This window comes from Pseudomonas sp. GW821-FHT02B10 (assembly GCF_059421865.1).
In genome coordinates this window covers 211,610-238,155 of the sequence record NZ_JBWKVU010000011.1, presented here as the reverse complement: position 1 = coordinate 238,155, position 26,546 = coordinate 211,610, and the positions used below count along the sequence as shown (strand labels likewise).

General features: G+C 60.8%; 24 protein-coding genes and 1 pseudogene. 5 read left to right on the top strand and 20 right to left on the bottom strand.

The features are described 5' to 3' along the window. Positions 1 to 41: 41 nt before the first annotated feature. From AC07VU_RS22830 to AC07VU_RS22815, 4 genes and pseudogenes are all read right to left on the bottom strand, one after another. Positions 42 to 905 carry a methyl-accepting chemotaxis protein gene (locus tag AC07VU_RS22830; protein ID WP_370686805.1) on the bottom strand — a complete coding sequence of 288 codons (864 nt, stop codon included), beginning with the start codon at positions 903 to 905 and terminating at the stop codon, positions 42 to 44. Continuing rightward, positions 897 to 1,667 (bottom strand): annotated as a pseudogene (locus tag AC07VU_RS22825) (MCP four helix bundle domain-containing protein); the annotation flags it as partial. The gene AC07VU_RS22830 and the pseudogene AC07VU_RS22825, both read right to left, overlap by 9 nt. Before the next feature lie 137 nt (positions 1,668 to 1,804). Next, the gene (locus tag AC07VU_RS22820; protein ID WP_495030520.1) at positions 1,805 to 2,281 is read right to left on the bottom strand and encodes a DUF3859 domain-containing protein; all 477 of its coding nucleotides are present in this window, start codon (positions 2,279 to 2,281) and stop codon (positions 1,805 to 1,807) included. A 112-nt stretch (positions 2,282 to 2,393) separates the two neighbouring features. Beyond that, a complete protein-coding gene (locus AC07VU_RS22815) occupies positions 2,394 to 3,395 on the bottom strand; it encodes an amidohydrolase family protein (protein WP_053260162.1) in 1,002 nt (333 codons plus the stop codon). A gap of 148 nt (positions 3,396 to 3,543) precedes the next feature. Between AC07VU_RS22815 and AC07VU_RS22810 the strand changes: the two genes are divergently transcribed. The 4 genes from AC07VU_RS22810 (at position 3,544) to AC07VU_RS22795 (ending at position 7,670) form a co-directional block, all read left to right on the top strand. Next, the gene (locus tag AC07VU_RS22810; protein WP_007931549.1) at positions 3,544 to 3,960 is read left to right on the top strand and encodes an OsmC family protein; all 417 of its coding nucleotides are present in this window, start codon (positions 3,544 to 3,546) and stop codon (positions 3,958 to 3,960) included. Between the two features lie 62 nt (positions 3,961 to 4,022). Beyond that, positions 4,023 to 4,910 (top strand): pirin family protein, encoded by an 888-nt coding sequence (locus AC07VU_RS22805; RefSeq protein WP_495030519.1) that lies wholly within the window; start codon positions 4,023 to 4,025, stop codon positions 4,908 to 4,910. Between the two features lie 208 nt (positions 4,911 to 5,118). Next, positions 5,119 to 6,495, top strand: coding sequence for a pyridoxal-phosphate dependent enzyme (locus AC07VU_RS22800; RefSeq protein ID WP_495030518.1), 1,377 nt, complete (start codon positions 5,119 to 5,121; stop codon positions 6,493 to 6,495). Then, positions 6,492 to 7,670: a trans-sulfuration enzyme family protein gene (locus tag AC07VU_RS22795; protein ID WP_495030517.1), complete on the top strand. Its 1,179-nt coding sequence runs from the start codon at positions 6,492 to 6,494 to the stop codon at positions 7,668 to 7,670. Before AC07VU_RS22800 ends, AC07VU_RS22795 begins: the two co-directional genes overlap by 4 nt. A gap of 94 nt (positions 7,671 to 7,764) precedes the next feature. Here the strand turns inward: AC07VU_RS22795 and AC07VU_RS22790 are convergent, their stop codons facing one another. From AC07VU_RS22790 to AC07VU_RS22775, 4 genes are all read right to left on the bottom strand, one after another. Next, positions 7,765 to 8,493 (bottom strand): dienelactone hydrolase family protein, encoded by a 729-nt coding sequence (locus AC07VU_RS22790; RefSeq protein WP_053260159.1) that lies wholly within the window; start codon positions 8,491 to 8,493, stop codon positions 7,765 to 7,767. Positions 8,494 to 8,560: 67 nt separating this feature from the next. Next, on the bottom strand, positions 8,561 to 10,465 hold the full coding sequence (htpG, locus tag AC07VU_RS22785; RefSeq protein WP_495030516.1) for a molecular chaperone HtpG: 1,905 nt from the start codon (positions 10,463 to 10,465) through the stop codon (positions 8,561 to 8,563). 88 nt (positions 10,466 to 10,553) lie between these two features. Further along, complete coding sequence (locus AC07VU_RS22780) at positions 10,554 to 11,006, bottom strand: PaaI family thioesterase (RefSeq protein ID WP_102678441.1); 453 nt, start codon at positions 11,004 to 11,006, stop codon at positions 10,554 to 10,556. Beyond that, on the bottom strand, positions 11,003 to 11,479 hold the full coding sequence (locus AC07VU_RS22775) for a PaaI family thioesterase (RefSeq protein ID WP_277588150.1): 477 nt from the start codon (positions 11,477 to 11,479) through the stop codon (positions 11,003 to 11,005). The genes AC07VU_RS22780 and AC07VU_RS22775 overlap by 4 nt, the downstream gene beginning before the upstream one ends. 158 nt (positions 11,480 to 11,637) lie before the next feature. Here AC07VU_RS22775 and AC07VU_RS22770 point away from each other — a divergent pair, with 158 nt between their 5' ends. Beyond that, positions 11,638 to 11,889, top strand: coding sequence for a hypothetical protein (locus tag AC07VU_RS22770; protein WP_007931529.1), 252 nt, complete (start codon positions 11,638 to 11,640; stop codon positions 11,887 to 11,889). A 64-nt stretch (positions 11,890 to 11,953) separates the two neighbouring features. Here the strand turns inward: AC07VU_RS22770 and AC07VU_RS22765 are convergent, their stop codons facing one another. The 12 genes from AC07VU_RS22765 to sdhC all read right to left on the bottom strand — a co-directional run bounded on the left by AC07VU_RS22765 (position 11,954) and on the right by sdhC (position 26,375). Beyond that, complete coding sequence (locus AC07VU_RS22765; protein WP_009042792.1) at positions 11,954 to 12,355, bottom strand: MAPEG family protein; 402 nt, start codon at positions 12,353 to 12,355, stop codon at positions 11,954 to 11,956. Then, complete coding sequence (locus AC07VU_RS22760) at positions 12,355 to 13,092, bottom strand: DUF599 domain-containing protein (RefSeq protein WP_007931525.1); 738 nt, start codon at positions 13,090 to 13,092, stop codon at positions 12,355 to 12,357. Before AC07VU_RS22760 ends, AC07VU_RS22765 begins: the two co-directional genes overlap by 1 nt. A gap of 174 nt (positions 13,093 to 13,266) precedes the next feature. After that, positions 13,267 to 14,580 (bottom strand): branched-chain amino acid transport system II carrier protein, encoded by a 1,314-nt coding sequence (brnQ, locus tag AC07VU_RS22755; protein WP_007931515.1) that lies wholly within the window; start codon positions 14,578 to 14,580, stop codon positions 13,267 to 13,269. Between the two features lie 358 nt (positions 14,581 to 14,938). After that, entirely contained in the window at positions 14,939 to 15,820 is an 882-nt protein-coding gene (gene sucD, locus AC07VU_RS22750) for a succinate--CoA ligase subunit alpha (RefSeq protein WP_007931513.1), read from the bottom strand. After that, positions 15,820 to 16,986 carry an ADP-forming succinate--CoA ligase subunit beta gene (sucC, locus tag AC07VU_RS22745; protein ID WP_007931510.1) on the bottom strand — a complete coding sequence of 389 codons (1,167 nt, stop codon included), beginning with the start codon at positions 16,984 to 16,986 and terminating at the stop codon, positions 15,820 to 15,822. The genes sucD and sucC overlap by 1 nt, the downstream gene beginning before the upstream one ends. Before the next feature lie 224 nt (positions 16,987 to 17,210). Further along, on the bottom strand, positions 17,211 to 18,647 hold the full coding sequence (gene lpdA / locus AC07VU_RS22740; RefSeq protein WP_007931507.1) for a dihydrolipoyl dehydrogenase: 1,437 nt from the start codon (positions 18,645 to 18,647) through the stop codon (positions 17,211 to 17,213). Between the two features lie 112 nt (positions 18,648 to 18,759). Beyond that, positions 18,760 to 19,983 carry a 2-oxoglutarate dehydrogenase complex dihydrolipoyllysine-residue succinyltransferase gene (odhB, locus tag AC07VU_RS22735; RefSeq protein ID WP_495030515.1) on the bottom strand — a complete coding sequence of 408 codons (1,224 nt, stop codon included), beginning with the start codon at positions 19,981 to 19,983 and terminating at the stop codon, positions 18,760 to 18,762. 42 nt (positions 19,984 to 20,025) lie between these two features. Beyond that, positions 20,026 to 22,857 (bottom strand): 2-oxoglutarate dehydrogenase E1 component, encoded by a 2,832-nt coding sequence (locus tag AC07VU_RS22730; protein ID WP_007931503.1) that lies wholly within the window; start codon positions 22,855 to 22,857, stop codon positions 20,026 to 20,028. A 276-nt stretch (positions 22,858 to 23,133) separates the two neighbouring features. Then, positions 23,134 to 23,838 carry a succinate dehydrogenase iron-sulfur subunit gene (locus AC07VU_RS22725; protein ID WP_007931501.1) on the bottom strand — a complete coding sequence of 235 codons (705 nt, stop codon included), beginning with the start codon at positions 23,836 to 23,838 and terminating at the stop codon, positions 23,134 to 23,136. A gap of 12 nt (positions 23,839 to 23,850) precedes the next feature. After that, positions 23,851 to 25,623 (bottom strand): succinate dehydrogenase flavoprotein subunit, encoded by a 1,773-nt coding sequence (sdhA, locus tag AC07VU_RS22720; RefSeq protein ID WP_009042788.1) that lies wholly within the window; start codon positions 25,621 to 25,623, stop codon positions 23,851 to 23,853. 3 nt (positions 25,624 to 25,626) lie between these two features. Continuing rightward, entirely contained in the window at positions 25,627 to 25,995 is a 369-nt protein-coding gene (sdhD, locus tag AC07VU_RS22715; RefSeq protein WP_007931497.1) for a succinate dehydrogenase, hydrophobic membrane anchor protein, read from the bottom strand. After that, complete coding sequence (gene sdhC, locus AC07VU_RS22710; RefSeq protein WP_169915034.1) at positions 25,989 to 26,375, bottom strand: succinate dehydrogenase, cytochrome b556 subunit; 387 nt, start codon at positions 26,373 to 26,375, stop codon at positions 25,989 to 25,991. The genes sdhD and sdhC overlap by 7 nt, the downstream gene beginning before the upstream one ends. Positions 26,376 to 26,546 lie beyond the last annotated feature (171 nt).

Sequence of the window (26,546 nt, the reverse complement as noted above, 5' to 3'; positions counted from 1 at the left end):
CGTTTTTTATTGGGCGACTGTTTTTCCCCGCGCAAAAGCACTTACACCGAAAAACGCGCCACCAGCGTGTTCAGGTCCACCGCCAGCCGTGACAGTTCCTGGCTCGCGGCGCTGGTCTGGTTGGCCCCGGCCGAGGTCTGCATGGCCAGGTCGCGGATGTTCATCAGGTTGCGATCCACCTCCCTGGCCACCGCCGCCTGCTCCTCCGAGGCGCTGGCGATCACCGTGTTGCGCTCGTTGATCAGGGTGATCGCCCCGGCGATTTCCTCCAGCGCCGCCCCCGCCGCCTTGGCCAGCTCCAGGGTCGAGCGGGCCCGACTGTTGCTCTGCTGCATGGAGCTGACAGCCTGCTCGGTGCCCAGCTGAATACCGCCGATCATCTGCTCGATCTCCTGGGTCGATTGCTGGGTGCGATGCGCCAGCGCCCGCACCTCGTCCGCCACCACCGCGAACCCGCGACCGGCATCCCCGGCCCGCGCCGCCTCGATGGCGGCATTCAGGGCCAGCAGATTGGTCTGTTCGGCCACCGAACGAATCACATCCAGCACCTTGCTGATGCCATACACCTTCTGCGCCAGCTCTTCGACCTGGGAGGCGTTGGCAGTCACGTCGTCGGCCAGGGACTCGATGGATTGTACCGTCTGGCGCACCTGCTCACGCCCATGCTGGGCAATCAGGTCGGACTGGCGGGAGGCTTCGGACGTTGCCACGGCATTGCTGGCCACCTCCTCCACCGCAGCGGTCATCTGGTTCACCGCAGTCGCCGCCTGTTCGATTTCCTGGCTCTGCTGGTGCAGGCCACGGGTGGCGTCCTCGGTCACGCAACTGAGTTCCTCGGAAGCGGAAGCCAGCTGGCTGGAAGACTCGGAAATGCGCCGGATGGTCTCCCGCAGGCTGTGCTGCATAGCCTTGAGCGCCTGCAGCAGGCGCGCCGGCTCATCCTTGCCACTGATACGAATGTCCTCGGTCAGGTCGCCGCCGGCCACCACCTCGGCCACGTTCAGCGATTGCGAGAGCGGCAGCACGATGCTGCGGGTGAGCAACAGGGCCAGGACAATGGTCATCAGGCCGGCCACCACAATCATCACCACCACCCAGACCTTGGCGTTGCTGAACACCGCCCTGGCCAGCTCGGTGGCCAGGTTGGCGTTGTGCCGGTTGAGGGCCACCAGCTCATTGAGGGTGCCCGCCAGCTCATCGGCCAGCTGGCTCATCTCGCCATTGACCACCGCAACCGCATCCTCGACCCGCCCCTGCTGCGACAGCGCCATCACCTGGTTCTGATGCTCGAGGTAGCGCTTCTCGGCGGCCTTGTAGCGATCGAACAGCACACGCTCTTCCGGCAGCACAATCAGCGCGTTATAGCGCTCCTGGGCCACCGTCATGCCGCGCTTGATCTCATTGAGTTTGCTTTCGTTCTGCGCCAGGGCCTGGGGGCTGCGGTTGATCAGCAAGCGCATGGTCAGCGCCCGGACCCGCAGCAGGTCCTGATTCATTTCGCCCACCGACATCACACTGGGTAGCCAGTTGTTGTCGACCTCGTCGGACTGCGCGCGCATGTTCGACATCTGCAGCAGGGCGAACGCCCCCAGGCCGAACACCATCAGCGCCAGCAGGCCGAAGCCCAGGCCCGCGCGCGGTGCAATGTTGAGACTCCTGATGCTCATTCTCCGGTTCCTTCCAAAAGCGCTGCATTCGCCATACAGCGGGCTGCTCTTGAAGGTATCGGGTCGCGGAAAATTTGCTTAAGACGAAAACGTGATATCAAAACGCCCAAGCACTCCGATGCCTGGGCGTAAACGATTCAGCGTACGGTAAAACGCTGCTGGACCAACAAACGGTCGCCCTGGAATACCATGAAACGCCACTCGCCGGGGATCACCTCATGACTCTCGGTGAACTCATAGGCCATGATGTCCTGCGGCGCGCCCGACACCAGTTTCTGGGTCACTTCGAGCTTATCGTGACGCTGGCCATCCGGGGTACGGATGCCCGGCGTGAAATACAACAGGGTCAGTGGCACATCCTCGGCCACCTTGCCGGCCAACTGATAACGCAGGCCGAACTTGGTGCCCAGCCGCGCGGGCACGATCTCGGTCTGCTCGATGTTTTCGTTGCTGCGCCGCAGCACCCGCTCACCCGACTGCAACGCGGCCTTCGGCCCCTCGAACACACCATATTCCACCGGGCCTTCGACACGGACTTCGGCACGGGCTTCGGAATAGCCCAGGCCACTGAGCATCATCAGCGCCGCCAATGCGCTTAAACGGGTGAGGTGCATATCGCGCTCCTTGATTGAGATGGCGCGAGCCTATGACGCAGGCATGACAGGCTGATGACAAACCTGCATCACCAGCGCCTTGGCAACGCCCACGAACCCGAGCCACTCAGGATCAACGTGCGCGCGGCAGCACGGCGAGGAAGTTGTCCCGGGCCACCTTGCGCGCCACGGCCTCTGGCAAGGCATCGAGGAAGGGATCGAAGCCGCGCATTTCCCGCCCCAGCTTGTTGAAACGCCCGACAACGTCCGAACCCAGCATGAAGCGCTCGGGAAAGCGCTCCACCAGCTTCAGCCACTGCGCCCGAGGCACGCCCTGCTCATCCAGCAGATATGGCCTGAGCACGCTCCAGGACAGGTCGATGTACAGGTTGGGATAAGACTCGAGCATCCGCGCCAGGGTCGGCAGGAGAAAATCCAGCTGCACCTGATGCCGGTGGATCTCCATGCTGGTGCCCGCGTGGGCCCAGATAAAGCGCGTGTGGGGATGATTGCGCAGCGGCTCTTCGATTTCCGCCAGGTACAGCGGGTTCTTCTCGCGCTTGGAGGTGATGTTGGAATGCAGCATCACCGGTAGGTCGTTTTCCGCCGCCAGGTGATAGATCCGCGTCATCGCCTCGTTATTGGCCCGTGGCGTATCGCCGGAGGTCAGCGCGGTCAGGTCGTCGTGGCGGGTGAACACCTCGCCGATGCCCTGCCATAGCCCCGGATTGAGGTCGAGCATGCGCTGGATATGGGCGTCGGAGTTCTTGTCGTTGGGGTTGAAGCCGGACAGGAACGGATGAAAATGCTGGCGCTGCTCGGGCGTCAGGCGGTTCACCGCGGCAGCGACAATCACATCGGTGGCGCTGTACCAGTAGGCATCGGCGTCGTCGCCGGCGTAGTAGCGCGGTCGCTTGGGTTCGTCTTCATGCCATTTCTTGGCCACCGGGATACCGGAAATCATCACATGCTCGATGCGATTGTCGGCCATGGCCTTGAGCAGCTTGTCCATGCCCGCCGACTCCTGGAAGAAGTCGACGTAATGCAAGTGAGCATCGCTGTAGGCGTAGTCGCGGGCCTGGGCCCAGGCGCTCGGCAGCAGCAACAGCAAGGTGCTCAGGTAGATCCAGTGCATGGGCGGGCTCCCGTCGGTTGACGCTGGGTAGACCCTGCCCTGCAGGTGACGGTTCAGAAAAAGGGGAACGCACGGCAAGCGTAATGCTCTATAACTGCACCACCTTTCAACGTCTGTTCCGACTGCTCACCACTGCCCGAGGTCCGCCATGACTATCACCGTCAACACCGAGTCCAGCGAAGGTTTCCGCCACAGCATCCAGATCGATGACCATCAATTGTTCGCCGACCTGCCCAAGACCCTGGGCGGCGAAGGCTCCGCGCCGGAACCCCACGACTTTTTCGATGCCGCCCTGGGTGCCTGCAAGGCCCTGACCCTCAAGCTGTATGCGCAGAAAAAAGAGATTCCGCTCACCGGCGTCACGGTCGAGGTCAAGCACGACAACAGCCAGGAGCAGAAAGGCAAATATGCGCTGCACGTCAAGCTGACCCTCAAGGGTGTGCTCACCGACGCCCAACGTGAAGAACTGCATCGCGTCGCCGACCGCTGCCCGGTGCACAAGCTGATGACCACCGCCGAGGTGAGCATCGAGACCCACCTCTCCGAAGGCGCCTTCAGCCAATAGCGCCACGGCTCGCACAAGCGGGTTATGCTCCCGGGCATAACCCGATCAGCCTGGAATGCACCATGAACACACCGCTCGTGATTCGCCCTCGCGCCGAGGACGTCGAAGGCCAACCCATCCTGCGTCCGCTGCCCTCGGCCCAATGCCGCAGCGTGGGGCCCTTCGTATTTTTCGATCATATGCTGCAAACCCGCTACCCCGCGGGCAAGGGCATGAATATCCGCCAGCATCCGCATATCGGCCTGTCGACCCTGACCTATCTGTTCCAGGGGCAGATCCAGCACAAGGACAGCCTCGGCTCCGATCAGGTGGTGAACCCGGGGGATGTCAGCTGGATGACCGCCGGCAGCGCCATCGCCCATGTCGAGCGCACCCCGCAGGCGCTGATCGACAGCGACTTCAGCATGCACGGCCTGCAGGTCTGGCTGGCTTCGCCCAAGGCCCATGAACAAGGCCCTGGGCACTACAGCCATCACCCGACCGCGACCTTGCCGGTCAGCGACAACCTCGGGGTCAAGATCCGCATGATCGCCGGCAGCGGTTTCTGCCTGGAATCGCCGGTGCCAGTGCTCTCCCCGACCCTGTATGCCGAAATACAGCTACAGACCGCGACCACCCTGCTGATCCCCGCCGAACATGAAGAGCGCGCCCTGTATGTGCTCGAAGGCGACGCCCAGCTGGATGGCGAGCCCGTCGAACCGCACTCGCTGGTAATCCTGCCGGCCGGAACCACACCCACCCTGTTCGCCGACAGCGATTGCCATGCCGTGCTGTTCGGCGGCGCGCCGCTGGATGGTCCACGGCGGATCAACTGGAACTTCGTCTCCAGCGATCCAGCACGTATCGATGAAGCCCGCCAACGCTGGGCCGCCGGCGACTGGCCAACGGTGCCGGGGGAAAGCGAAAGAATCGAACTGCCCAAGGGCAAAGGCTCGCCGTCACCCCTGTAGCGCCGGGCGCTCGGTGATCCGGACAGGTCAAGCGCCGGGCCAGGCTTCCCCCGCCGCCTGGTTGCGCAACCAGGTACCGGCCGGCGCGAGCGGTTGCGGGTAGCCGGATCCCGGCCTATGGTCCAAGCGATGCATTGCCTGCGACCAGCGCGCGATGATTCGCCGTGGGTCGCCCATCCAGCGCAGCTTTGCGCAGCGAGGTGACGACATGCCGAACGACTCCCGTCCCGCCGTGCTCGAACTGATCGGCAACACGCCGCTGGTGCGTGTCAGCCGTTTCGATACCGGCCCCTGTACACTGTTTCTCAAGCTTGAATCACAAAACCCCGGTGGCTCGATCAAGGACCGCATCGGCCTGGCGATGATCGATGCCGCCGAGCGCGATGGCCGCCTGCGACCCGGTGGCACCATAGTCGAAGCCACCGCCGGCAACACCGGCCTCGGCCTGGCCCTGGTCGGCCGCGCCAAGGGTTATCGAGTGGTCCTGGTGGTGCCGGACAAGATGTCCACCGAGAAGGTCCTGCACCTCAAGGCGATGGGCGCCGAAGTGCATATCACCCGCTCCGATGTCGGCAAGGGCCACCCTGACTACTACCAGGATATGGCCGCGCGACTGACCAAGGAGATTCCCGACGCGTTCTTCGCCGATCAGTTCAACAACCCGGCCAACCCGCTGGCCCACGAATGCAGCACCGCGCCGGAAATCTGGGCGCAGACCCAGCATGACGTGGACGCCATCGTGGTCGGCGTCGGCTCGGCCGGCACCCTGACTGGCCTGACCCGGTTCTTCCGCCGGGTGCAGCCGGACCTGGTCATGGTCCTGGCCGATCCGGTCGGCTCGGTGATGGCCGAATACAGCCGCAGCGGCGCCCTCGGCACGCCCGGTTCCTGGGCGGTGGAAGGCATCGGCGAAGACTTCATTCCATCCATCGCCGACCTTTCCAGCGTGCGCAAGGCCTATTCCATCAGCGACGAGGAAAGTTTCGAGCACGCCCGCCAGTTGCTGCGCGCCGAGGGTATTCTCGGCGGCTCTTCGACCGGTACCCTGCTGGCCGCGGCTCTGCGCTACTGCCGCGAGCAGACTGAGCCGAAGCGGGTGGTCAGCTTCGTCTGCGACACCGGCACCCGCTACCTGTCGAAGATCTACAACGACCAATGGATGAACGACCAGGGCCTGCTGCAACGCAAAGGCTACGGCGACCTGCGCGACCTGATCGCGCGGCGCTTCGAAGACGGCCGGGTGATCAGCGTGGGGCCGGACGATACCCTGCTCACCGCCTTCCAGCGCATGCGCCTGGCCGATGTGTCGCAACTGCCGGTGCTGGTGGACGGGCAGCGGCTGGTCGGGGTGATCGACGAGTCGGACATCCTGCTGGGCGTGCACGAAGATGCTTCACACTTTCGCAAGACCGTGGCCAGCGCCATGACCGATCAGCTGGAAACCCTGCCTCCCGGCGCCAGCCTGGCCGAACTGGAGGCGGAACTCGACCGTGGCTTCGTGGCGATCATCGCCGACGCTTCGGGCTTCCACGGCTTGATTACCCGGGTCGACATGCTCAACCACTTACGGAGATCACTGCCATGAGCCAACAGGATGAAACCGGCGCGCCACGCGCCTTCGCCACCCGGGTAATCCATGCGGGGCAAACGCCGGACCCTTCCACCGGGGCGCTGATGCCGCCGATCTACGCCAACTCCACCTATGCCCAGCAGAGCCCCGGGGTGCACAAGGGGCTCGATTACGGACGCTCGCACAATCCCACGCGCTGGGCCCTGGAGCGCTGCGTGGCGGACCTCGAGGGCGGCACCCAGGCCTTCGCCTTCGCCTCCGGGCTGGCAACGATTTCCACCGTGCTCGAACTGCTCGACGCGGGCGCGCATATCGTTTCCGGCAATGACTTGTACGGCGGAACGTTCCGTCTCTTCGACAAGGTGCGCCAACGCAGCGCCGGCCATCGCTTCAGCTTCGTCGACCTGACCGATCTGTCGGCTTTCGAAGCCGCGCTGCAGGACGACACGCGGATGGTCATGGTCGAGACCCCGAGCAATCCCCTGCTGCGCCTCACCGATCTCGCCGCCATCGCGCGCATCTGCCGGACGCGGGGCATCATCTGCGTCGCCGACAACACCTTTGCCAGCCCGTGGATCCAGCGTCCGCTGGAGCTGGGCTTCGATATCGTGCTGCACTCGACGACCAAGTACCTCAACGGCCATTCCGACGTGATCGGCGGCATCGCGGTGGTCGGGCAGAACCCCGACCTGGCCGAGCGTCTGGGCTTCCTGCAGAACGCCGTGGGAGCGATCGCCGGGCCGTTCGACGCCTTCCTCACCCTGCGCGGGGTGAAGACCCTGGCGCTGCGCATGGAACGCCACTGCAGCAACGCCCTGGAGCTGGCGCAATGGCTGGAGCGCCAGCCACAGGTGGCGCGGGTCTACTACCCGGGCCTGCCGTCCCACCCGCAGCACGCACTGGCACGGCGGCAGATGCACGGTTTCGGCGGGATGATTTCCCTCGACCTGGACTGCGACCTGGCCGGCGCCAGGCGTTTTCTCGAGAGCGTGCGAATCTTCGCCCTGGCCGAGAGCCTGGGCGGCGTGGAAAGCCTGATCGAACATCCGGCGATCATGACCCACGCCAGCATTCCCGCGGACACCCGGGCGCAGCTCGGCATCGGCGACGGGCTGGTGCGTTTGTCCGTGGGCGTCGAGGATGTTGAGGACCTGCGCGCCGACCTGGCCCAGGCACTGACGCGGATCTGAATGGCCGACAGGCACAAAAAAAGCCCGCCTGGCGTACAAGGCGGCTCACTGAGAGCCGCATTGCATCGCCAAGCGGGCTTGTGGCTCCCGGGGCTCAGCCCTTGAACACTTCATCCAGCAGGTTGTGCATCGAGGTGAAGGCGCGACGGGCGGTCTTGGCGTCGTACATCATCTTGCCCGGCACATTGGCGTGCGGATCGGTGAAGGAATGCACCGCGCCGCCGTAACTCAGCAGTTGCCAATCCACCCCCGCGGCGTTCATTTCCTCTTCGAAGGCCGGCAATTGCTCTTTCGGCACCAGCGGGTCGGAAGCGCCGTGCAGCACCAGCACCGAGCCCTTGATGTTCCGGGCGTCGGCCGGATTCGGCGTATCCAGGCTGCCGTGGAAAGACACCGCGGCTTTCAGCGGCGCGCCGCTGCGCGCCAGCTCCAGGGAGCAGCAGCCGCCGAAGCAGAAACCGAAGGTGGCCAGCCTGGCCTTGTCCACCGCGGCTTCCTGCTGGCTTTGCAGCGCCTCGAAAGCCGCCTGCATGCGCTTGCGCAGCAGGGCCCGGTCATTCTTCAGCGGCATCATGGCGGCACCCGCCTCGTCGCCGTTGCTCGGGCGGACCTGTTGCCCGTACAGGTCGGCGATCAGCACCACATACCCCTTGGCGGCGACCGCCTCGGCGATCTTCTCGGCACCGGCGCCGACACCCATCCAGTTCGGCGCCATCAACAGCCCCGGACGCGGGCCCTGCTGGCTGGCATCGAACGCCAGGCGGCTTTCATAGGATTGACCATCAATCTGGTAGACCAGGGAACGAACAGTGACTTGGCTCATTTCAGACTCCTGATTCAAAAACACCGGAATGAAAAAACCCGCCGAAGCGGGTTTTTATACAACGCAGTTAAACCGACAGTTCAACCAGCAGCTTGTTCAGGCGGCGCACATAGGCGGCCGGGTCTTTCAAGCTGTCGCCGGCAGCCAGGGCCGCCTGATCGAAGAGGATGTGCGACAGGTCGCCGAAGCGCTCGTCGCTCTGCTCGCCGTCGAGTTTCTCGATCAACGGGTGAGCCGGGTTGAATTCGAAGATCGGCTTGGAATCCGGCACCTTCTGCCCGCTGGCCTCAAGGATCTGGCGCATCTGCAGGCCCAGGTCCTGCTCGCCGATCGCCAGGATCGCCGGGGAGTCGGTCAAGCGGTGGGAAACCCGCACTTCGCTGACGGTATCGCCCAGGGCGGTCTTGATCCGCTCCACCAGGCCTTCCTTGCTCTTGGCGACTTCTTGCGCGGCCTTCTTGTCCTCTTCCGAGTCCAGGTTGCCCAGGTCCAGGTCACCCCGCGCCACGTCGACAAAGCTCTTGCCGTCAAAGTCGCTCAGGTAGCTCATCAGCCACTCGTCGATGCGGTCGGTCAGCAGCAGCACTTCGATGCCTTTCTTGCGGAAGACTTCCAGGTGCGGGCTGTTCTTGACCTGCGCGTAGGTTTCGCCGGTGAGGTAGTAGATCTTGTCCTGGCCTTCCTTGGCGCGTGCCAGGTACTCGGCCAGGGAAACATTCTGCTCGCCGTCGTCGCCCTGGGTGGAGGCGAAGCGCAGCAGGCCGGCGATCTTTTCCTTGTTGGCGAAGTCTTCGGCCGGGCCTTCCTTCATCACCTGGCCGAAGTTTTTCCAGAAGCCCTTGTATTGCTCAGGCTCGTTCTTCGCCAGTTTTTCCAGCATGTCCAGCACGCGCTTGGTCAGCGCCGACTTCATGGAGTCGATGATCGGGTCTTTCTGCAGGATTTCCCGCGACACGTTCAGCGACAGGTCGTTGGAGTCGACCACGCCCTTGATGAAGCGCAGGTACAACGGCAGGAAGGATTCCGCCTGGTCCATCACGAACACGCGCTGCACGTACAGCTTCAGGCCTTTCGGCGCTTCACGCTGGTACAGGTCGAATGGCGCACGAGCCGGCACGTACAACAGCGAGCTGTATTCCAGCTTGCCTTCGACCTTGTTGTGGCTCCAGCTCAGCGGGTTCTCGAAGTCGTGGGCGATGTGCTTGTAGAACTCCTCGTATTCCTCGTCCTTGATTTCGGTACGCGGACGGGTCCACAGGGCACTGGCACGGTTGACGGTTTCCCATTCCTGCGCAGGCTTCTCCTCGCCCTCAGCGGCAGCGGCCTCTTTCGGCAGCTCGATCGGCAGGGCGATATGGTCGGAGTACTTCTTGATGATGTTGCGCAGGCGCCAGCCGTCGGCGAACTCGTCTTCGCCGGACTTCAGGTGCAGGACGATGCGGGTACCGCGGTCGGCCTTGTCGATGGTCGCGACTTCGAACTCGCCTTCGCCCTTGGAGGACCAGTGCACGCCTTCGCTGGCGTCAAGGCCGGCGCGGCGGCTGAAGACATCGACCTTGTCGGCGACGATGAAGGCGGAATAGAAGCCCACGCCGAACTGACCGATCAGGTGCGAATCCTTCTTCTGGTCGCCGGTGAGGTTTTTCATGAAATCGGCGGTGCCGGACTTGGCGATGGTCCCCAGGTGGGTGATCACATCGTCCCGGCTCATGCCGATGCCGTTGTCTTCGAGGGTGACGGTCTTGGCCTCCTTGTCGAAGCTCACACGGATTTTCAGCTCCGCGCCACCTTCCAGCAACTCAGGCTTGGACAGGGCTTCGAAGCGCAATTTGTCGACAGCGTCAGAGGCGTTCGAGATCAGTTCGCGAAGGAAGATTTCCTTGTTGGAATACAGCGAATGGATCATGAGGTGCAGCAGTTGCTTTACCTCGGTCTGGAAGCCCAGGGTTTCCTTTTGAGTTTCCACACTCATGGTCATCAAACTCCAATCAGATGGCATAAGCCGCGCCCGGAGGGCTTACGGCGGGATGTCCACAGAGTTGGGGGCTATACCTGAGATTTCAAGGCCCTGGACTTTCTTCGAGCTTGAAATGTGCGCGGGCGGTGGCAATCGGCTCCTCCGCGCTGCTCTGCCAGGCGGTGATGGCCACGTTCGCCACCCGCCGTCCCTGGCGGCAGACCTGGCATCGGGCATAGGTATCGCGAAATTGCCCGGCACGCAGGTAATCGAGGGAAAAGTCGATGATCTTCGGCACGCCCGGCGAGCCGGTGCCAATCAACAGATGCAGGGCCGCGGCCAGCTCCATGAATCCGGCGATCACCCCACCGTGCAGGGCCGGCAGCAACGGGTTGCCGATATTGTCGCGGTTGGCGGGCAGGCGAAACAGCAACTCATCGCCCTGCCGCGAACACTCGATGCCAATCAGCCTGGCGTAGGGAATCAATTGCAGCAGCGCGGCGTAATCGCCTTGCTGGTGGGCATGCTGCACTTGCGTCTGGAAATCGTCGCTCATGGCTGCTCACCCTTGATGACACCGGCAAAACCTTTGCTGCCCTTGATGCCCTTGCCCATGCGCATGAAGGTGCCCACCACATGGGCAACAGGGTGCTCTGGGTCATCCTGATAGGCAAAACCACGGGTGAAAATCACATCGGTGGTCACCCGGTAGCACTGGGCAAAGCCATACACGCTCTTGCCTGGCTGCGCCGGGTGCATGTAATCGATGCGCAGGTCCAGGGTCGGGCAGACCTCGAACTCCGGCAGGACGCACAAGGTCGCCATGCCACAGGCGGTGTCCATCAAGGAGGTCAGCGCACCACCGTGGATCACTCCGGTCTCGGGGTTGCCGACTATCTGCGGGCTGTAAGGCAACATCAGGGTGATGCCGTCTTTTGAGGCGCTGTGCACGCTCATGGCCAATACCTGGCAATGGCGCAACGCCGACAAAAATCGCGTCGCACGCTCAAAAACAGGGTTTTGCTCCATAAGGAAATTCTCTAGTTGGTGTCAAAACCGCTCGGTTAACGCGGCAGGTAAAAGTTCCATATTGCTGGCACTTTATATATCTTTAACTTTCAAGGAACTTAACCTGTAGAGCCATGCTCGAAAGGCCAGAAGATATCTTCAATAAGGAGAAACACCCCATGCGTAAGACTTTAGCTATTGCCCTGATGCTGACCGCTTCCCTCGGTCTCGCTGCCTGCGATAAAAAATCCGAGGACAAAGCTCAAGATGCCAACCAACATGCTGAGCAAGCTCAACAGAAAATGAATGAAGCTCAGGATAAAGTGAACGAAGCTGCAAAAGAAAACGCCGAAGCAGCCAAAGATCAGGTTGAATCGAGCAAAGCAGCGGCTGAAGAAGCTGCCAAGGAAGCCGCTCCTAAAACCAACTAATCCGGTTTTAGTGCAGCAAAAAGAAAGCCCGCCTAGTGCGGGCTTTACTTTATCTGCAATAACGCTAAGCCAACAGGCTGCGAAAAGTCGGACTAAGCATCAGCAGCAATGAGCAGAGCAGACCGATAAACCAGACCAGACTGCGCTGCCAGGCAAGATCCGCCCAATAGCAAAGCAGATAGATAACCCGAGTAATGACGAAGACGATCGCCAGGCCGTCGATCAACCAGCCCTGAGTCTGGGTGGTATGGGCCATCAGGACCCCGACCGCGAATAACATGAAGGCTTCGAAACTGTTCTGGTGCGCCGCCACTGCCCGGGCACCGAACCCTGTGAGTTGTGTCTGTTGCTGGCGTGGCAGGTGATTGTCGTAACCGCCCTGCTCTTTCATCGCTCTGGCTACTGGTATGCGCGCCACGTAAATCAACAGCGCGCTGATAAACACACACCAAAACGCAATACTCATCAGGCTATCTCCTTGTTCGCCTCGGGCAATGGCGCCTCTGTAGGGGTATAGACCATCACGTCCAACACGTCGGAATGAAACTCCCGGCGGTACAGCACCAGCACCACGCCCGCACTCATCAACATAAACAGCCAGGGGCTGACGAACCAGGCCAGCATGCTCATGCCGAAGTAATAGGAACGCAGGCCGAAGTTGAACTGGTTGGCGGCCATGGAAATTACTCGCGCGGCCCGCATTGCAAAGGCTTTTCGCTCCTGTTCGGAAACATGCCGCTCACCGATCATCGGTGCCGAGCCCACGAGAATGGCCGCGAAGTTGTACTGGCGCATGCACCAACTGAAGGTGAAAAAGGCATAGACGAACACCAGGGCCAGGCACAGCAGCTTGATCTCCGACATGCCCTGGGAGGCCTGCTGAACCATGGGAATGTCGGCCAGCAGCGACACCGCACGCTCGGAAGCGCCAAGCACGGTGAGGATACCGGCGAGGATAATCAGGGTGCTGGAGGCAAAGAACGAGGCATTGCGCTCCAGGTTACCGATCACGCTGGCGTCGGCAATGCGGTTATCGCGCAGCAGCATGCGGCGCATCCAGTCTTCCCGGTACAAATGCAGCACGCTGGCCAGGCACGCGGTGTCGCGGCCCTTCCACGTGGCGTAGCGGGTGTAGCCGCCCCAGCAGATGACAAACCAGAGGGCGGCGATGAGATGGATCAGGTTGGCTTCGACGAACGACATGCAGGTTCCCGGATAGGCGTTGGCAGAGTGCGGATACAACTGGCACTGCTTCGACGTTGATCGAGGAAAAAAGACACCATTGGCCGCCCATAAAAAATGCCCCGTATCGCGGGATACGGGGCATTTTCATGGCTACTCGGTGCCCGCTTGTGACAGGCCCCGGCAGATAGCGGTTTAGGCCAGCGCTTCGCTGCGCTTGCCCAGCAGGCGGTCGCAGGCTACCGCGACCACCAGGGTCATGACCGAAGGCACCAGCCACGCCAGGCCCTGCTCGCTCAGCGGCAGGTGCATCAACTGGGTTGGCATCCAGTCCGCCAGGCCGGCACCCTTGAGGGCGTCGATCAGGCCGAACAGGAAGGACACCAGCATCACCGGACCGACGATGCGGCCTTGCTCATGCCAGAAGTCCTTGCAGAAGCTCAGGGCCACCAGGGCGATGCACGGCGGGTAGATGGCGGTCAGCACCGGGATGGAGAAGGCGATCAACTTGGTCAGGCCCAGGTTGGACACCAGCAGCGAGAACGCCGCCAGGATGATCACCAGGGTCTTGTACGACAGCGGCAGTACGCGGCTGAAGTACTCCGCGCAAGCGCAGGTCAAACCGACCGCGGTCACCAGGCAGGCCAGGGAAATCAGCACGGCGAGGAAGCCGCTGCCCAGGGAACCGAAGGTGTGTTGCACATAAGCGTGCAGCACCGCCGCGCCATTGGTGGCACCGGCCGCGACTTCATGGCTGCCCGAACCCAGGCGGAACAGGCTGACATACACCAGCGCTAGGCCGATACCGGCAATCAGCCCGGCGATGATCGCGTAACGGGTGATCAGGCGTGGCGACTCGACACCGCGGGAACGGATGGCGTTGACGATGACGATACCGAACACCAGCGCGCCCAGGGTATCCATGGTCAGGTAACCATTGATGAAGCCCTGGGAGAACGGCGCCGCGACGTATTCGGGCGTCGCAACACCGATATCACCGGCCGGCAAGGCGAACGCGGCGATGCCCAGTACGGCCAGGGCGATGATCTTCAGCGGCGCGAGGAAACGCCCAACGGTATCCAGCAGGCGTCCCGGGTAGAGGGAGATGAAAAACACCAGCAGGAAATACACCGAGCTATAGAGGAACAGCGCCAGCGGGCTTTCGCCGGTCAGGGGCGCCAGGCCTACTTCGAAGGACACGGTCGCGGTACGCGGCGTCGCGAACAACGGACCGACCGCCAGGTAGCAGACCGCCGCCAGCAGGCCACCGGCGATCTTGCCAATCGGGCTGCTCAGCGCGTCCATCGCCCCACCGACCTTGGCCAGCGCAATGACAGTCACCACCGGAAGCCCCACAGCGGTGATCAGAAAGCCCAGCGCCGCGATCCAGACGTTAGGTCCGGACTGCAAGCCGACGATAGGCGGGAAGATGATATTGCCGGCCCCGACGAACAGGGCAAAGGTCATAAAACCCAGTGCCAGAATGTCCTGGCCTTTCAACACTTTCATTAAGGAAATACCACACTACTGAATCGGAATTTAGAGAGGGATTTCCCTTATGGGTGAGGGAAATGCTGTCGGTCCGTATAGGACTGACCCGTTTAGCGCGCGGCTTCCTTGTGGGACGCAGACGCAAAAGAGGCGGCTAGACTACCGAATTTGTAAGACAAACGCACTGTTAGAGGGCGAACTGTCCGATCAGCGACATTTGCGTGTCGCGTTTACGTATTAAAAGCAGCTGCAAGGCACAAGTTTCAAGCGACAAGCTTCTCTTGCAGCTTGTCGCTTGAGGCTTGCAACTGCTCTTAACGAACAAAGGCCACCCGAAGGTGGCCTTTGTTGGTGGAGCGTCAGCTAAGCGCGAGGCTTACTTGACAGCCCAGCCAGTCAGCTCAGCCAGGGCCTTGCCGATGTCTGCCAGCGAACGCACGGTTTTCACGCCTGCGTCTTGCAGAGCAGCGAATTTCTCGTCTGCAGTGCCTTTGCCGCCAGAGATGATTGCGCCAGCATGGCCCATGCGCTTGCCCGGAGGAGCAGTCACACCAGCGATGTAGGAAACAACCGGCTTGGTCACGTTAGCCTTGATGTAGGCAGCCGCTTCTTCTTCAGCCGAACCGCCGATCTCACCGATCATCACGATCGCTTCGGTCTTCGGGTCTTCCTGGAACAGCTTCAGGATGTCGATGAAGTTGGAGCCTGGGATCGGGTCACCACCGATGCCGACACAGGTGGACTGACCGAAACCGGCGTCAGTGGTCTGCTTCACGGCTTCGTAAGTCAGGGTGCCGGAACGGGAAACGATACCGACCTTGCCTGGCAAGTGAATGTGACCTGGCATGATGCCGATCTTGCATTCGCCAGGAGTGATCACGCCTGGGCAGTTAGGGCCGATCAGGGTAACACCCAGCTCGTCGCACTTAACTTTAGCGTCCAGCATGTCCAGGGTAGGAATGCCTTCGGTGATGCAGACGATCAGCTTGATGCCGCCGAATGCCGCTTCCAGGATGGAGTCCTTGCAGAAAGGAGCTGGAACGTAGATCACGCTGGCGGTGGCGCCAGTGGCAGCTACAGCGTCTTTCACGGTGTTGAAGACAGGCAGGCCCAGGTGCTCGGTGCCGCCTTTGCCCGGAGTTACGCCGCCGACCATCTTGGTGCCGTATTCGATGGCTTGCTGGGTGTGGAAACTACCTTGCGAACCGGTAATACCCTGGCAGATAACTTTGGTGTCTTTATTGATCAGGACGCTCATTATTTGCCCTCCGCAGCTTTGACAACTTGTTGAGCAGCGTCGGTCAGGCTGGTAGCAGCGATGATGTTCAAGCCGCTTTCTGCCAGTACTTTAGCGCCCAGTTCAGCGTTGTTGCCTTCAAGGCGAACAACAACCGGGATTTTCACGCCGACTTCTTTCACTGCACCGATGATGCCTTCGGCAATCATGTCGCAACGAACGATGCCGCCGAAGATGTTGACCAGTACTGCAGCGACGTTGGTGTCGGACAGGATGATCTTGAAAGCTTCGGTCACGCGCTCTTTGGTAGCACCACCACCTACGTCGAGGAAGTTGGCTGGCTTGCCGCCGTGCAGGTTGACGATGTCCATGGTACCCATGGCCAGGCCGGCACCGTTGACCATGCAGCCGATGTTGCCTTCCAGCGCTACGTAGTTCAGTTCGAACTTGGCAGCGTGCGCTTCGCGCGGATCGTCCTGGGACGGATCGTGGAAAGTCTTCAGCTTAGGCTGACGGTACATGGCGTTGGCGTCGATGTTGATCTTCGCGTCCAGGCAGTGCAGATCGCCATCAGCCTTGATCACCAGCGGGTTCACTTCCAGCAGTGCCAGATCGTGGTCCTGGAACAGTTTGGCCAGGCCGACGAAGATCTTGGCGAACTGAGTGACTTGCTTGCCTTCCAGGCCCAGCTGGAAAGCCAGCTCGCGACCCTGGAATGGCTGAGCGCCAACCAGTGGATCGATAGTAGCCTTGAGGATTTTCTCAGGGGTGTCGTGAGCGATTTTCTCGATGTCCACGCCACCTTCGGTGGAAGCCATGAACACGATGCGACGGCTCGAACGGTCGACGACAGCGCCCAGGTACAGCTCTTTAGCGATATCAGTGCACGATTCAACCAGGATCTTGGTGACTGGCTGACCATTGGCGTCAGTCTGGTAAGTCACCAGACGCTTGCCCAACCACTGTTGAGCGAATGCTTTAGCGTCTTCTTTGCTGCGAACCAGCTTTACGCCGCCCGCTTTACCGCGACCACCGGCGTGAACCTGGGCTTTGACAACCCACTCGGAGCCGCCGATCTTGTCGCAAGCTTCTGCTGCTTCTTCCGGGGTGTCTACCGCGTAGCCTTTGGATACTGGCAGGCCGTATTCAGCGAACAGCTGCTTACCCTGATACTCGTGAAGATTCATGCTTTTTACCGTCTTCGTTAGGTACTGCGCATTCGGCGCTGCGCTCTTGATGAGTGCCGCGCCACCTGTGACCGCTCCTCACCGGACTCCCCTGCCCCGCATCCGCAGCCTGGGCTGCGGCACAGCGCATGAAGATTCCCGTGAGGTCGAGTCCAGCGGACGTTCCGCGGTGAGTCTTGCTCGCAAGGCTCACGACGGGCAATCCGCCGTGGTTTCTTATTGTCTTAACGCTTTTTGCGGTTGGCGATGTGGATGGCGCCGCCATTCACTGCCAGTGCTGCTTCGTGCAGGGCTTCGGACAGGGTCGGATGGGAGAAAACCATCATGCCCAGGTCTTCGGCGCTGGTGCCGAACTCCATGCCGATCGCACCTTGCTGAACCAGTTCTGCCGCGCTTGGGCCGATCACGTGAACGCCCAGTACACGGTCAGTCTTGGCATCAGCGATGACTTTTACGAAACCGCCGGTGTCGTTGGCTGCCATGGCACGGCCGCTGGCTGCGAACGGGAAGGTGCCGACGTTAACTTCAACGCCTTCAGCTTTCAAGGCCTGCTCGGTCTTGCCGACCCACGCGATTTCCGGGTGAGTATAAATAACCGAAGGGATCAGGTCATAGTTCATCTGAGCCTTGTGGCCCTTGATGCGCTCGACGACCATGATGCCCTCTTCCGAGGCCTTGTGAGCCAGCATCATGCCGCGAACCACGTCGCCGATCGCGTAAACGCCCGGTACGGTGGTAGCGCAGTGATCGTCAACGTGCACGAAACCGCGCTCGTCGAGGGTCACGCCGCAATCAGCAGCCAGCAGATCAGTGGTCACTGGACGGCGACCAACGGCTACGATCAGCTTGTCGAAAGTGATGTTCTGTTCGCCGTTGGCATCGGTGTAGGTCACGACCACTTCTTCGCCGTTGACCTTGGAGCCGGTGACGCGAGCGCCCAGTTTGATGTCCAGACCCTGTTTGGTCAGGGTTTTCAGCGCTTCCTTGGAGACGGCGGTGTCGGCAGCCATCAGGAAGGTGTCCAGAGCTTCGAGGACAGTCACTTCAGCGCCCAGACGGGACCATACCGAACCCAGCTCCAGACCGATCACACCAGCGCCGATCACGCCCAGGCGTTTTGGTACGGATTGGAATTCCAGGGCGCCGGTGGAGTCGACGATCACTTTCTGATCGACCGGAGCCGGTGGAATGTCGATTGGACGCGAGCCCGGCGCCAGGATGACGTTCTCGGCTTCGATCACTTCCACCGAGCCGTCAGGCTTGGTGACTTCGACTTTCTTGCCGGCCAGCAGTTTGCCGTGGCCCTGGATGGAGGTCACGCCGTTGGCCTTGAACAGGGTGGCAACACCGCTGGTCAGGTTTTTCACGATATTGGCCTTACGGCCGACCATCGCAGGCACGTCCATGGACACGCCAGCGTGGCTGATACCGTGGATCGCGAAACCGTCTTGGGCTTCGTGGAATTTCCAGGAGCTGTCCAGCAGCGCCTTGGAAGGGATGCAGCCGACGTTCAGGCAAGTACCGCCGAGGGCCAGCTTGCCCTCCTTGTCGGTATATTTCTCGATGCAGGCAGTCGTGAGGCCGAGTTGCGCAGCTTTAATGGCAGCTACATAGCCGCCAGGGCCTGCGCCAATCACTACCACGTCGAATTTCTGAGTCATGTGTCATTCCTTCTCGAATCAAACCGGACGGCCTCTTGTGGAGGCCGTCGTGGGACGAAGCTGTTCGTTTCGGCGAAAGGCCGATCATCGCTGATCGGCCCATGCTACGAAATCAGATATCCAGCAGCAGACGAGCCGGGTCTTCCAGCAGGTTCTTGATGGTAACCAGGAAGGTCACTGCTTCTTTGCCGTCGATCAAACGGTGATCGTAGGACAGAGCCAGGTACATCATCGGACGGATAACCACCTGACCGTTGATCGCCATAGGACGCTGCAGAATGTTGTGCATGCCCAGGATCGCCGCTTGTGGCGGGTTGACGATCGGAGTCGACATCATCGAACCGAAAGTACCACCGTTGGTGATGGTGAAAGTACCGCCGGTCATTTCTTCCATCGACAGCTTGCCGTCACGGGCTTTCTTGCCGAAGGTGGCGATGCCACCTTCGATTTCAGCCAGGCTCATCAGTTCGGCGTTACGCAGAACCGGAACCACCAGGCCGCGGTCGCTGGACACGGCAACACCGATGTCGGCGTAACCGTGGTAAACGATGTCGGAGCCGTCGATCGAGGCGTTGACCGCAGGGAAACGCTTCAGCGCTTCGGTAGCAGCCTTGACGAAGAACGACATGAAGCCCAGGCGTACGCCGTTGTGGGACTTCTCGAACAGATCCTTGTACTTCGAACGCAGGGCCATGACTTCGGTCATGTCGACTTCGTTGAAAGTGGTCAGCATCGCCATGTTCGACTGGGCTTCGACCAGACGCTCGGCAACCTTGGCACGCAGGCGGGTCATCGGAACGCGCTTCTCGACGCGGTCGCCAGCAGCGAATACCGGAGCGGCGGCGGCAGGAGCTGCGGCCTTGGCAGGCGCGGCAGCCGGAGCGGCTTTCTTGGCTGCAACGGCCGCAACCACGTCTTCCTTGGTCACGCGACCGCCTTTGCCGGTACCGGCAACGGAAGCGATGTTGATGCCGTTCTCTTCGGCCAGCTTGCGCGCGGCTGGAGCAGCGATTGGATCGTCTTCGCCTTCGGCGGCAGGCGCTGCGGCCTGGGCGGCAGCCGGTGCGGCAGCGGCTGGAGCAGCAGCAGCGGCGGCAGCGCCTTCAGCGATGGAGCCCAGGACTTCGTCGGACAGAACGGTGTCGCCTTCGTTCTTGACGATAGCGCCCAGCACGCCGTCAGCGGTGGCCAGAACTTCCAGCACGACCTTGTCGGTTTCGATGTCGACGATCAGCTCGTCGCGCTTGACGGCGTCGCCCGGTTTTTTGTGCCAGGTGGCAACGGTGCCATCGGCAACCGATTCCGGGAAAGTGGGGGCTTTGATCTCGATAGCCATTATCTGTGGTTCCTTAAATTCGGTTTCAGGTGCGCGAAGGCGTTAAACAGTGAAAGCATCTTGCAGCAGTTTTTCCTGCTGCTCGGCGTGCATCGACGCGTAACCGCATGCAGGTGCAGCAGAGGCTTCACGGCCTGCGTACTCGAGTACGAGCGACTTGTCGTGATTGCCAACGATGCGGCGCATGTGGTGCTGGCTGCAGTACCAGGCACCCTGGTTCATCGGCTCTTCCTGACACCAAACGACATGCTTGAGGTTGGTGTACGGAGCCAGGACTTCGTTCAAGTCGTCCTCAGGGAATGGGTACAGCTGCTCGATACGCACGACGGCGATGTCGTCGCGGCCTTCGGCACGGCGTTTTTCCAGCAGGTCGTAGTAGACCTTGCCGCTGCACAGAATCAGACGATTCACGTCTTTTGGATCCTGGGCATCGATTTCCGGAATAACGGTCTGGAACGAACCTTCCGCCAGATCTTCCAGGGTCGAGATGGCCAGTTTGTGACGCAGCAGCGACTTCGGAGTCAGGACCACCAGCGGCTTGCGCAGCGGGCGAATCACCTGACGACGCAGCAGGTGGTAGATCTGGGCCGGAGTGGTCGGCATGCAGACCTGGATGTTGTGCTCGGCGCACAGCTGCAGGTAACGCTCCAGACGAGCCGAAGAGTGCTCCGGACCCTGACCTTCATAACCGTGCGGCAGCAGCATGGTCAGGCCGCAGAGACGGCCCCACTTGTGCTCGCCACTGGTGATGAACTGGTCGATCACCACCTGGGCACCGTTGGCGAAGTCGCCGAACTGGGCTTCCCAGATCACCAGCGCGTTTGGCGTGGTGGTCGAGTAACCGTATTCGAACGCCAGTACGGCTTCTTCGGACAGGAACGAATCGTACAGATCGAAACGTGGCTGGCCGTCGTACAGGTGCTGCAGCGGAATATAGGTGCTGGCGTCTTTCTGGTTGTGCAGGACCGCATGACGGTGCGAGAACGTACCGCGACCGATGTCCTGGCCGGTCATGCGGATCGGGTGACCTTCGAACGCCAGGGTCGCGTATGCCATGGTTTCGGCATAACCCCAGTTGATCGGCAGGCCGCCGGCTTGCATCTTCTGACGGTCTTCGTAGATCTTCGCGACCTGGCGCTGAACCACGAAGCCTTCCGGCAGCTCCAGCAGCTTGGCGGACAGTTCCTGCAGGGTCTTCAGATCGAAGGTGGTGTCGTGACGCGCAGTCCAGGCGTGGCCCAGATATGGACGCCAGTCCACGAACAGCTCTTTGTTCGGCTCTTTGACCAGGCTCTTCACTACGTGCAGGCCGTTGTCCAGCGCGTTGCGGTATTCGTCGACTTTCGCCTGAACACGCTCGGCGTCGAGCACGCTTGCCTGGACCAGACGATCGGCATACAGCTCACGGGTAGTGCGCTGTTTGGCGATCTGCTGGTACATCAGAGGCTGAGTGCCGCTTGGCTCGTCCGCTTCGTTGTGGCCGCGACGACGGTAGCAGACCAGGTCGATCACCACATCGCGCTTGTACTGCATGCGGTAGTCGATGGCCAGCTGGGTCACGAACAGTACGGCTTCCGGATCGTCACCATTCACATGGAGGATCGGCGCCTGGATCATTTTCGCGACGTCGGTGGCGTACTCGGTGGAACGCGAGTCCAGCGGGTTGCTGATGGTGAAACCGACCTGGTTGTTGATCACGATGTGCACGGTGCCGCCGGTCTTGAAACCGCGGGTCTGCGACATCTGGAAGGTTTCCATCACCACGCCCTGACCTGCGAATGCAGCGTCACCGTGGATCGAGATTGGCAGAACCTTGTCACCGGTCTGGTCGTTGCGGCGATCCTGACGGGCGCGCACCGAACCCTCGACCACTGGCGAAACGATTTCCAGGTGGGACGGGTTGAAGGCCATGGCCAGGTGAACTTCACCGCCGGTGGTCATCACGTTGGACGAGAAGCCCTGGTGGTATTTCACGTCACCGGAGCCCAGCTCGACCTTCTTCTTGCCTTCGAACTCGTCGAACAGCTCGCGCGGGTTCTTGCCGAAGGTGTTGACCAGGACGTTGAGGCGACCACGGTGGGCCATGCCGATCACGACTTCCTTGGTGCCATAGGAACCGGAACGCTGGATCAGCTCGTCGAGCATCGGGATCAGGCTTTCGCCGCCTTCCAGGCCGAAACGCTTGGTGCCCGGGTACTTGGTGCCCAGGTATTTTTCGAGGCCTTCAGCTGCGGTGACGCGCTCGAGCAGATGACCCTTGATATCCGTGGAGTAGGTCGGACGGCCGCGTACGCTTTCCAGACGCTGCTGGAACCACTGGCGCTGCTCGGAATCGGTGATGTGCGTAAATTCAGCACCGATGGTGCGGCAATATGTCTGCTGCAACGCTTCGTGAATTTCGCGTAGGCTCGCTTCCTCTTTGCCGATGAACAGGTCGCCGGCACGGAAGGTCGTATCAAGATCGGCATTGGTCAAGCCGTAATGATTAATTGACAGGTCTGCAGGTGCAGGACGCTGCCACAGCCCCAGCGGGTCCAGCTGGGCTGCCTGGTGGCCACGCATACGGTAGGCCTGGATCAATCGCAGCACTTCAACTTGCTTCTTCTCGTGCTCGCTGCTCACGCTACCGGCGGATACCGGCTGGGCGCGGCGCTGGTTCTTTGCCAGCAACACGAAATGATCGCGGATTGTCGAGTGCGAAACATCGATGGCAGTGCTGCCGTCGGTAGGCAACTTCTGGAAGTAAGTGCGCCACTCTTCTGGCACAGCGTTAGGGTCGTGCAGGTAGAGCTCGTAGAGCTCTTCCACATAGGCAGCGTTACTACCGGATAGGTAGGCGCTGTTCCACATGCGCTGCATCACGCTTTCTTGCATGCTTGGTCACCCTCGGTTAGGGGAACACCACCGGCGAAGACACCGAGCAAACTTGCAAAAGTCCGAGTGCAGCGACCAAAACAAGCCACTTAGGATCACGCTGATAGTCCGGGTACCAGCCCGGATGCCCCTGCTTGTCTCATTTCTTCAAAATACGAGCGGCAACTTTGTGAGCTGCTGCTCAGCTTAAAACTACGGCGCCGGTTGAAGCCTGCGCCGTAGCCTCTACGGGTACAGCGGTCCTGCCTTTACAACAACTGGGTTACAGCAGCTGAATCACACGCCGCTCGAGAGCAGCATGTTACGTATGTGACCGATGGCCTTAGTCGGGTTCAGGCCTTTCGGACAAACGTTGACGCAGTTCATGATGCCGCGGCAGCGGAATACGCTGAACGGATCATCCAGCGAAGCCAGGCGCTCGGACGTCTTGGTGTCGCGACTGTCTGCCAGGAAGCGATAGGCTTGCAGCAGAGCAGCTGGACCCAGGAACTTGTCCGGGTTCCACCAGAAGGACGGGCAGGAAGTCGAGCAGCAAGCGCACAGGATGCACTCGTACAGACCATCGAGCTTTTCGCGCTCTTCAGGGGACTGCAGACGTTCGATGGCCGGAGCCGGCGTGTCGTTCTGCAGGAACGGCTTCACCTTCTCGTATTGCTTGTAGAAGATGCTCATATCGACGACCAGGTCACGGATAACCGGCAAACCTGGCAGCGGACGAACAACCAGCTTGTTGTTCTTCACCACGGCAGACAGCGGCGTGATGCAGGCCAGACCGTTCTTGCCGTTGATGTTCATGCCGTCGGAACCGCAAACGCCTTCACGGCAGGAGCGACGATAGGAGAAACCTTCGTCCTGCTCTTTGATCAGCGCCAGTACGTCCAGCACCATCAGATCCTTGCCACCGGTGTCGACCTGGAAAACCTGGGTTTTCGGCGCGGAGTCGGTGTCAGGGTTGTAACGATAAACTTCGACTTGCAACATATCGATCACCCTTTAGTAAGTCCGGACTTTTGGTTCAAAAGTCGGAACAGTCTTCGGCGAGAAGTTAACGGCACGCTTGGCAACGCGCTTCTCACCCGGGAAGTACAGGGTGTGGCACAGCCAGTTTTCGTCGTCGCGGTCTTCGAAGTCTTCACGGGCGTGGGCGCCGCGGGACTCTTTACGCACTTCGGCAGCGATGGCGGTGGCTTCGGCCACTTCCAGCAGGTTCTGCAGTTCCAGTGCTTCGATACGTGCAGTGTTGAACGCCTGCGACTTGTCGTTGATCTTGACGTTGGCGATACGGGTACGCAGTTCGGCCAGCTGGGCGATGCCCTTCTGCATGTATTCGCCGGTACGGAATACGCCGAAGTAGTTCTGCATGCAGCTTTGCAGCTCGCGACGCAGGGTAGCCACATCTTCGCCATCAGTACGCTCGTTCAGAGCGTTCAGGCGTGCCAGGGCAGCCTCGATGTTGGCGTCGGTCGCGTCATCGTATTCGATGCCGTCGGTCAGGGCTTTTTCCAAGTGCAGGCCGGCAGCGCGGCCGAATACCACCAGGTCGAGCAGCGAGTTGCCGCCCAGGCGGTTGGCACCGTGAACCGATACACAAGCCACTTCGCCCACAGCGAACAGACCATGGATGATCTCATCCACGCCTTCGGCGTTCTGGGTGATTGCCTGGCCATGAATGTTGGTCGGCACGCCGCCCATCATATAGTGGCAAGTCGGAACAACCGGAACCGGAGCAACCACCGGGTCAACGTGTGCGAAAGTCTTGGACAGTTCGCAGATGCCTGGCAGACGGCTGTGCAGCACTTCCTCGCCCAGGTGGTCGAGCTTGAGCATCACGTGGTCGCCATTCGGACCGCAACCATTGCCAGCGATGATTTCTTTAACCATCGAACGGGCAACAACGTCACGACCGGCAAGGTCCTTGGCGTTCGGAGCATAACGCTCCATGAAACGCTCGCCGTGCTTGTTGATCAGGTAACCACCTTCACCACGGCAACCTTCGGTAACCAGTACACCGGCACCGGCGATGCCGGTCGGGTGGAACTGCCACATTTCGATGTCTTGTACCGGCACGCCGGCACGCAGCGCCATGCCGACACCGTCACCGGTGTTGATCAGGGCGTTGGTGGTGGATGCGTAGATACGCCCTGCACCGCCGGTCGCCAATACGGTGGCTTTCGCGCGGATGTAGGTGGTTTCGCCGGTTTCGATGCAGATCGCGATCACACCGACGAACGCGCCGTCCTGGTTCTTCACCAGATCAACGGCGTAGTACTCGTTCAGGAAGGTGGTACCGGCTTTCAGGTTGCCCTGATAAAGGGTGTGCAGCAGCGCATGACCGGTACGGTCGGAAGCTGCGCAGGTACGGGCAGCCTGGCCGCCTTTACCGTAATCCTTGGACTGGCCGCCGAAAGGACGCTGGTAGATACGACCGGTTTCGGTGCGGGAGAATGGCAGACCCATGTGGTCCAGCTCGAAAACCGCGGCCGGGCCTTCCTGACACATGTATTCGATAGCGTCCTGGTCACCGATATAGTCGGAACCCTTGACGGTATCGTACATGTGCCAGCGCCAGTCATCGTTCGGGTCGGCCGACGCGATGGCGCAGGTGATGCCGCCCTGGGCCGACACAGTGTGCGAGCGGGTCGGGAACACCTTGGTGATCACTGCAGTCTTGTGGCCGCCTTGGGCCAGCTGCAATGCGGCACGCATGCCGGCGCCGCCGCCACCAATGATGATGGCGTCGAAAGAAATCGTTGGAATGTTAGCCATGAATCAGATACCCCAGAGAATCTGCACACCCCAGACGAAGTAGGCGAACATTGCAACGCCGCATACTGCCTGGAAAAGGAAACGTACTGCAGTCGCCGACTTGCCCAGCGCCATCGGCGTCAGGTAGTCGGTCGAAATGGTCCACATGCCGACCCAGGCGTGAGCGCCCAGAGCAACCATGGCCAGCAGGCTGAAGATACGCATCCAGTTGTTGGAGAACAGTGCGTGCCATTGCTCGTAGCCAAGGCCCGGGTTCGCAACGAGGTATCCGATCAGGAAGATGAAATAAGCCGCGAGAACGACCGCAGACACACGTTGTGCCATCCAGTCATAGAGGCCCGAACGCGACAGGTTCGTGACGTTAGTTACCATATCCAAACTCCTGCCAGAACGATTACCACCACGGATACGGCGATAACGATTTTAGAGCCCAGCTTGCCGCCTTCCAGCGTCTCACCGATGCCCATGTCCATGATCAAATGGCGCACACCGGCAACCAAGTGATACAGCAAGGCGGACAGGATGCCCCAAATCACTAGCTTGGCTAGCGGACTGGTCAGACACGCTTTCACCTCGCCGAAGCCTTCCTCGGAGCTGAGCGACTTGTCCAATGCATAAAGCATGATGGCAAGGCTCACAAAGAGGATGACACCGGAAATACGGTGAAGGATGGACGTGTAAGCAGTGACTGGGAGTTTGATGGTCCTTAGGTCTAGGTTTACAGGTCGTTGGCTATTCACGGCTTTTTTCACACTGAAGAGCCCCTAACAATCAGGGCAAAGTTGTTGGGGAGTGCACTGGTCAGGTACCCACCACCCAGGGAGTGACGACCCCCATCAAACCGGGCCCGAAAGCCCATGGCGGTCGGTGGCCGAGTATAGACAGTTAGGCTACTAATGACAACGCAATCCCCTTCCCCTAAT

Excerpts from the sequence above, each read along its gene's own strand:
- AC07VU_RS22830 (WP_370686805.1), bottom strand. The coding sequence starts at position 905 with ATGCAGCACAGCCTGCGGGAGACCATCCGGCGCATTTCCGAGTCTTCC.
- AC07VU_RS22820 (WP_495030520.1), bottom strand. The coding sequence starts at position 2,281 with ATGCACCTCACCCGTTTAAGCGCATTGGCGGCGCTGATGATGCTCAGT.
- AC07VU_RS22815 (WP_053260162.1), bottom strand. The coding sequence starts at position 3,395 with ATGCACTGGATCTACCTGAGCACCTTGCTGTTGCTGCTGCCGAGCGCC.
- AC07VU_RS22810 (WP_007931549.1), top strand. The coding sequence starts at position 3,544 with ATGACTATCACCGTCAACACCGAGTCCAGCGAAGGTTTCCGCCACAGC.
- AC07VU_RS22805 (WP_495030519.1), top strand. The coding sequence starts at position 4,023 with ATGAACACACCGCTCGTGATTCGCCCTCGCGCCGAGGACGTCGAAGGC.
- AC07VU_RS22800 (WP_495030518.1), top strand. The coding sequence starts at position 5,119 with ATGCCGAACGACTCCCGTCCCGCCGTGCTCGAACTGATCGGCAACACG.
- AC07VU_RS22795 (WP_495030517.1), top strand. The coding sequence starts at position 6,492 with ATGAGCCAACAGGATGAAACCGGCGCGCCACGCGCCTTCGCCACCCGG.
- AC07VU_RS22790 (WP_053260159.1), bottom strand. The coding sequence starts at position 8,493 with ATGAGCCAAGTCACTGTTCGTTCCCTGGTCTACCAGATTGATGGTCAA.
- htpG (WP_495030516.1), bottom strand. The coding sequence starts at position 10,465 with ATGAGTGTGGAAACTCAAAAGGAAACCCTGGGCTTCCAGACCGAGGTA.
- AC07VU_RS22780 (WP_102678441.1), bottom strand. The coding sequence starts at position 11,006 with ATGAGCGACGATTTCCAGACGCAAGTGCAGCATGCCCACCAGCAAGGC.
- AC07VU_RS22775 (WP_277588150.1), bottom strand. The coding sequence starts at position 11,479 with ATGGAGCAAAACCCTGTTTTTGAGCGTGCGACGCGATTTTTGTCGGCG.
- AC07VU_RS22770 (WP_007931529.1), top strand. The coding sequence starts at position 11,638 with ATGCGTAAGACTTTAGCTATTGCCCTGATGCTGACCGCTTCCCTCGGT.
- AC07VU_RS22765 (WP_009042792.1), bottom strand. The coding sequence starts at position 12,355 with ATGAGTATTGCGTTTTGGTGTGTGTTTATCAGCGCGCTGTTGATTTAC.
- AC07VU_RS22760 (WP_007931525.1), bottom strand. The coding sequence starts at position 13,092 with ATGTCGTTCGTCGAAGCCAACCTGATCCATCTCATCGCCGCCCTCTGG.
- brnQ (WP_007931515.1), bottom strand. The coding sequence starts at position 14,580 with ATGAAAGTGTTGAAAGGCCAGGACATTCTGGCACTGGGTTTTATGACC.
- sucD (WP_007931513.1), bottom strand. The coding sequence starts at position 15,820 with ATGAGCGTCCTGATCAATAAAGACACCAAAGTTATCTGCCAGGGTATT.
- sucC (WP_007931510.1), bottom strand. The coding sequence starts at position 16,986 with ATGAATCTTCACGAGTATCAGGGTAAGCAGCTGTTCGCTGAATACGGC.
- lpdA (WP_007931507.1), bottom strand. The coding sequence starts at position 18,647 with ATGACTCAGAAATTCGACGTGGTAGTGATTGGCGCAGGCCCTGGCGGC.
- odhB (WP_495030515.1), bottom strand. The coding sequence starts at position 19,983 with ATGGCTATCGAGATCAAAGCCCCCACTTTCCCGGAATCGGTTGCCGAT.
- AC07VU_RS22730 (WP_007931503.1), bottom strand. The coding sequence starts at position 22,857 with ATGCAAGAAAGCGTGATGCAGCGCATGTGGAACAGCGCCTACCTATCC.
- AC07VU_RS22725 (WP_007931501.1), bottom strand. The coding sequence starts at position 23,838 with ATGTTGCAAGTCGAAGTTTATCGTTACAACCCTGACACCGACTCCGCG.
- sdhA (WP_009042788.1), bottom strand. The coding sequence starts at position 25,623 with ATGGCTAACATTCCAACGATTTCTTTCGACGCCATCATCATTGGTGGC.
- sdhD (WP_007931497.1), bottom strand. The coding sequence starts at position 25,995 with ATGGTAACTAACGTCACGAACCTGTCGCGTTCGGGCCTCTATGACTGG.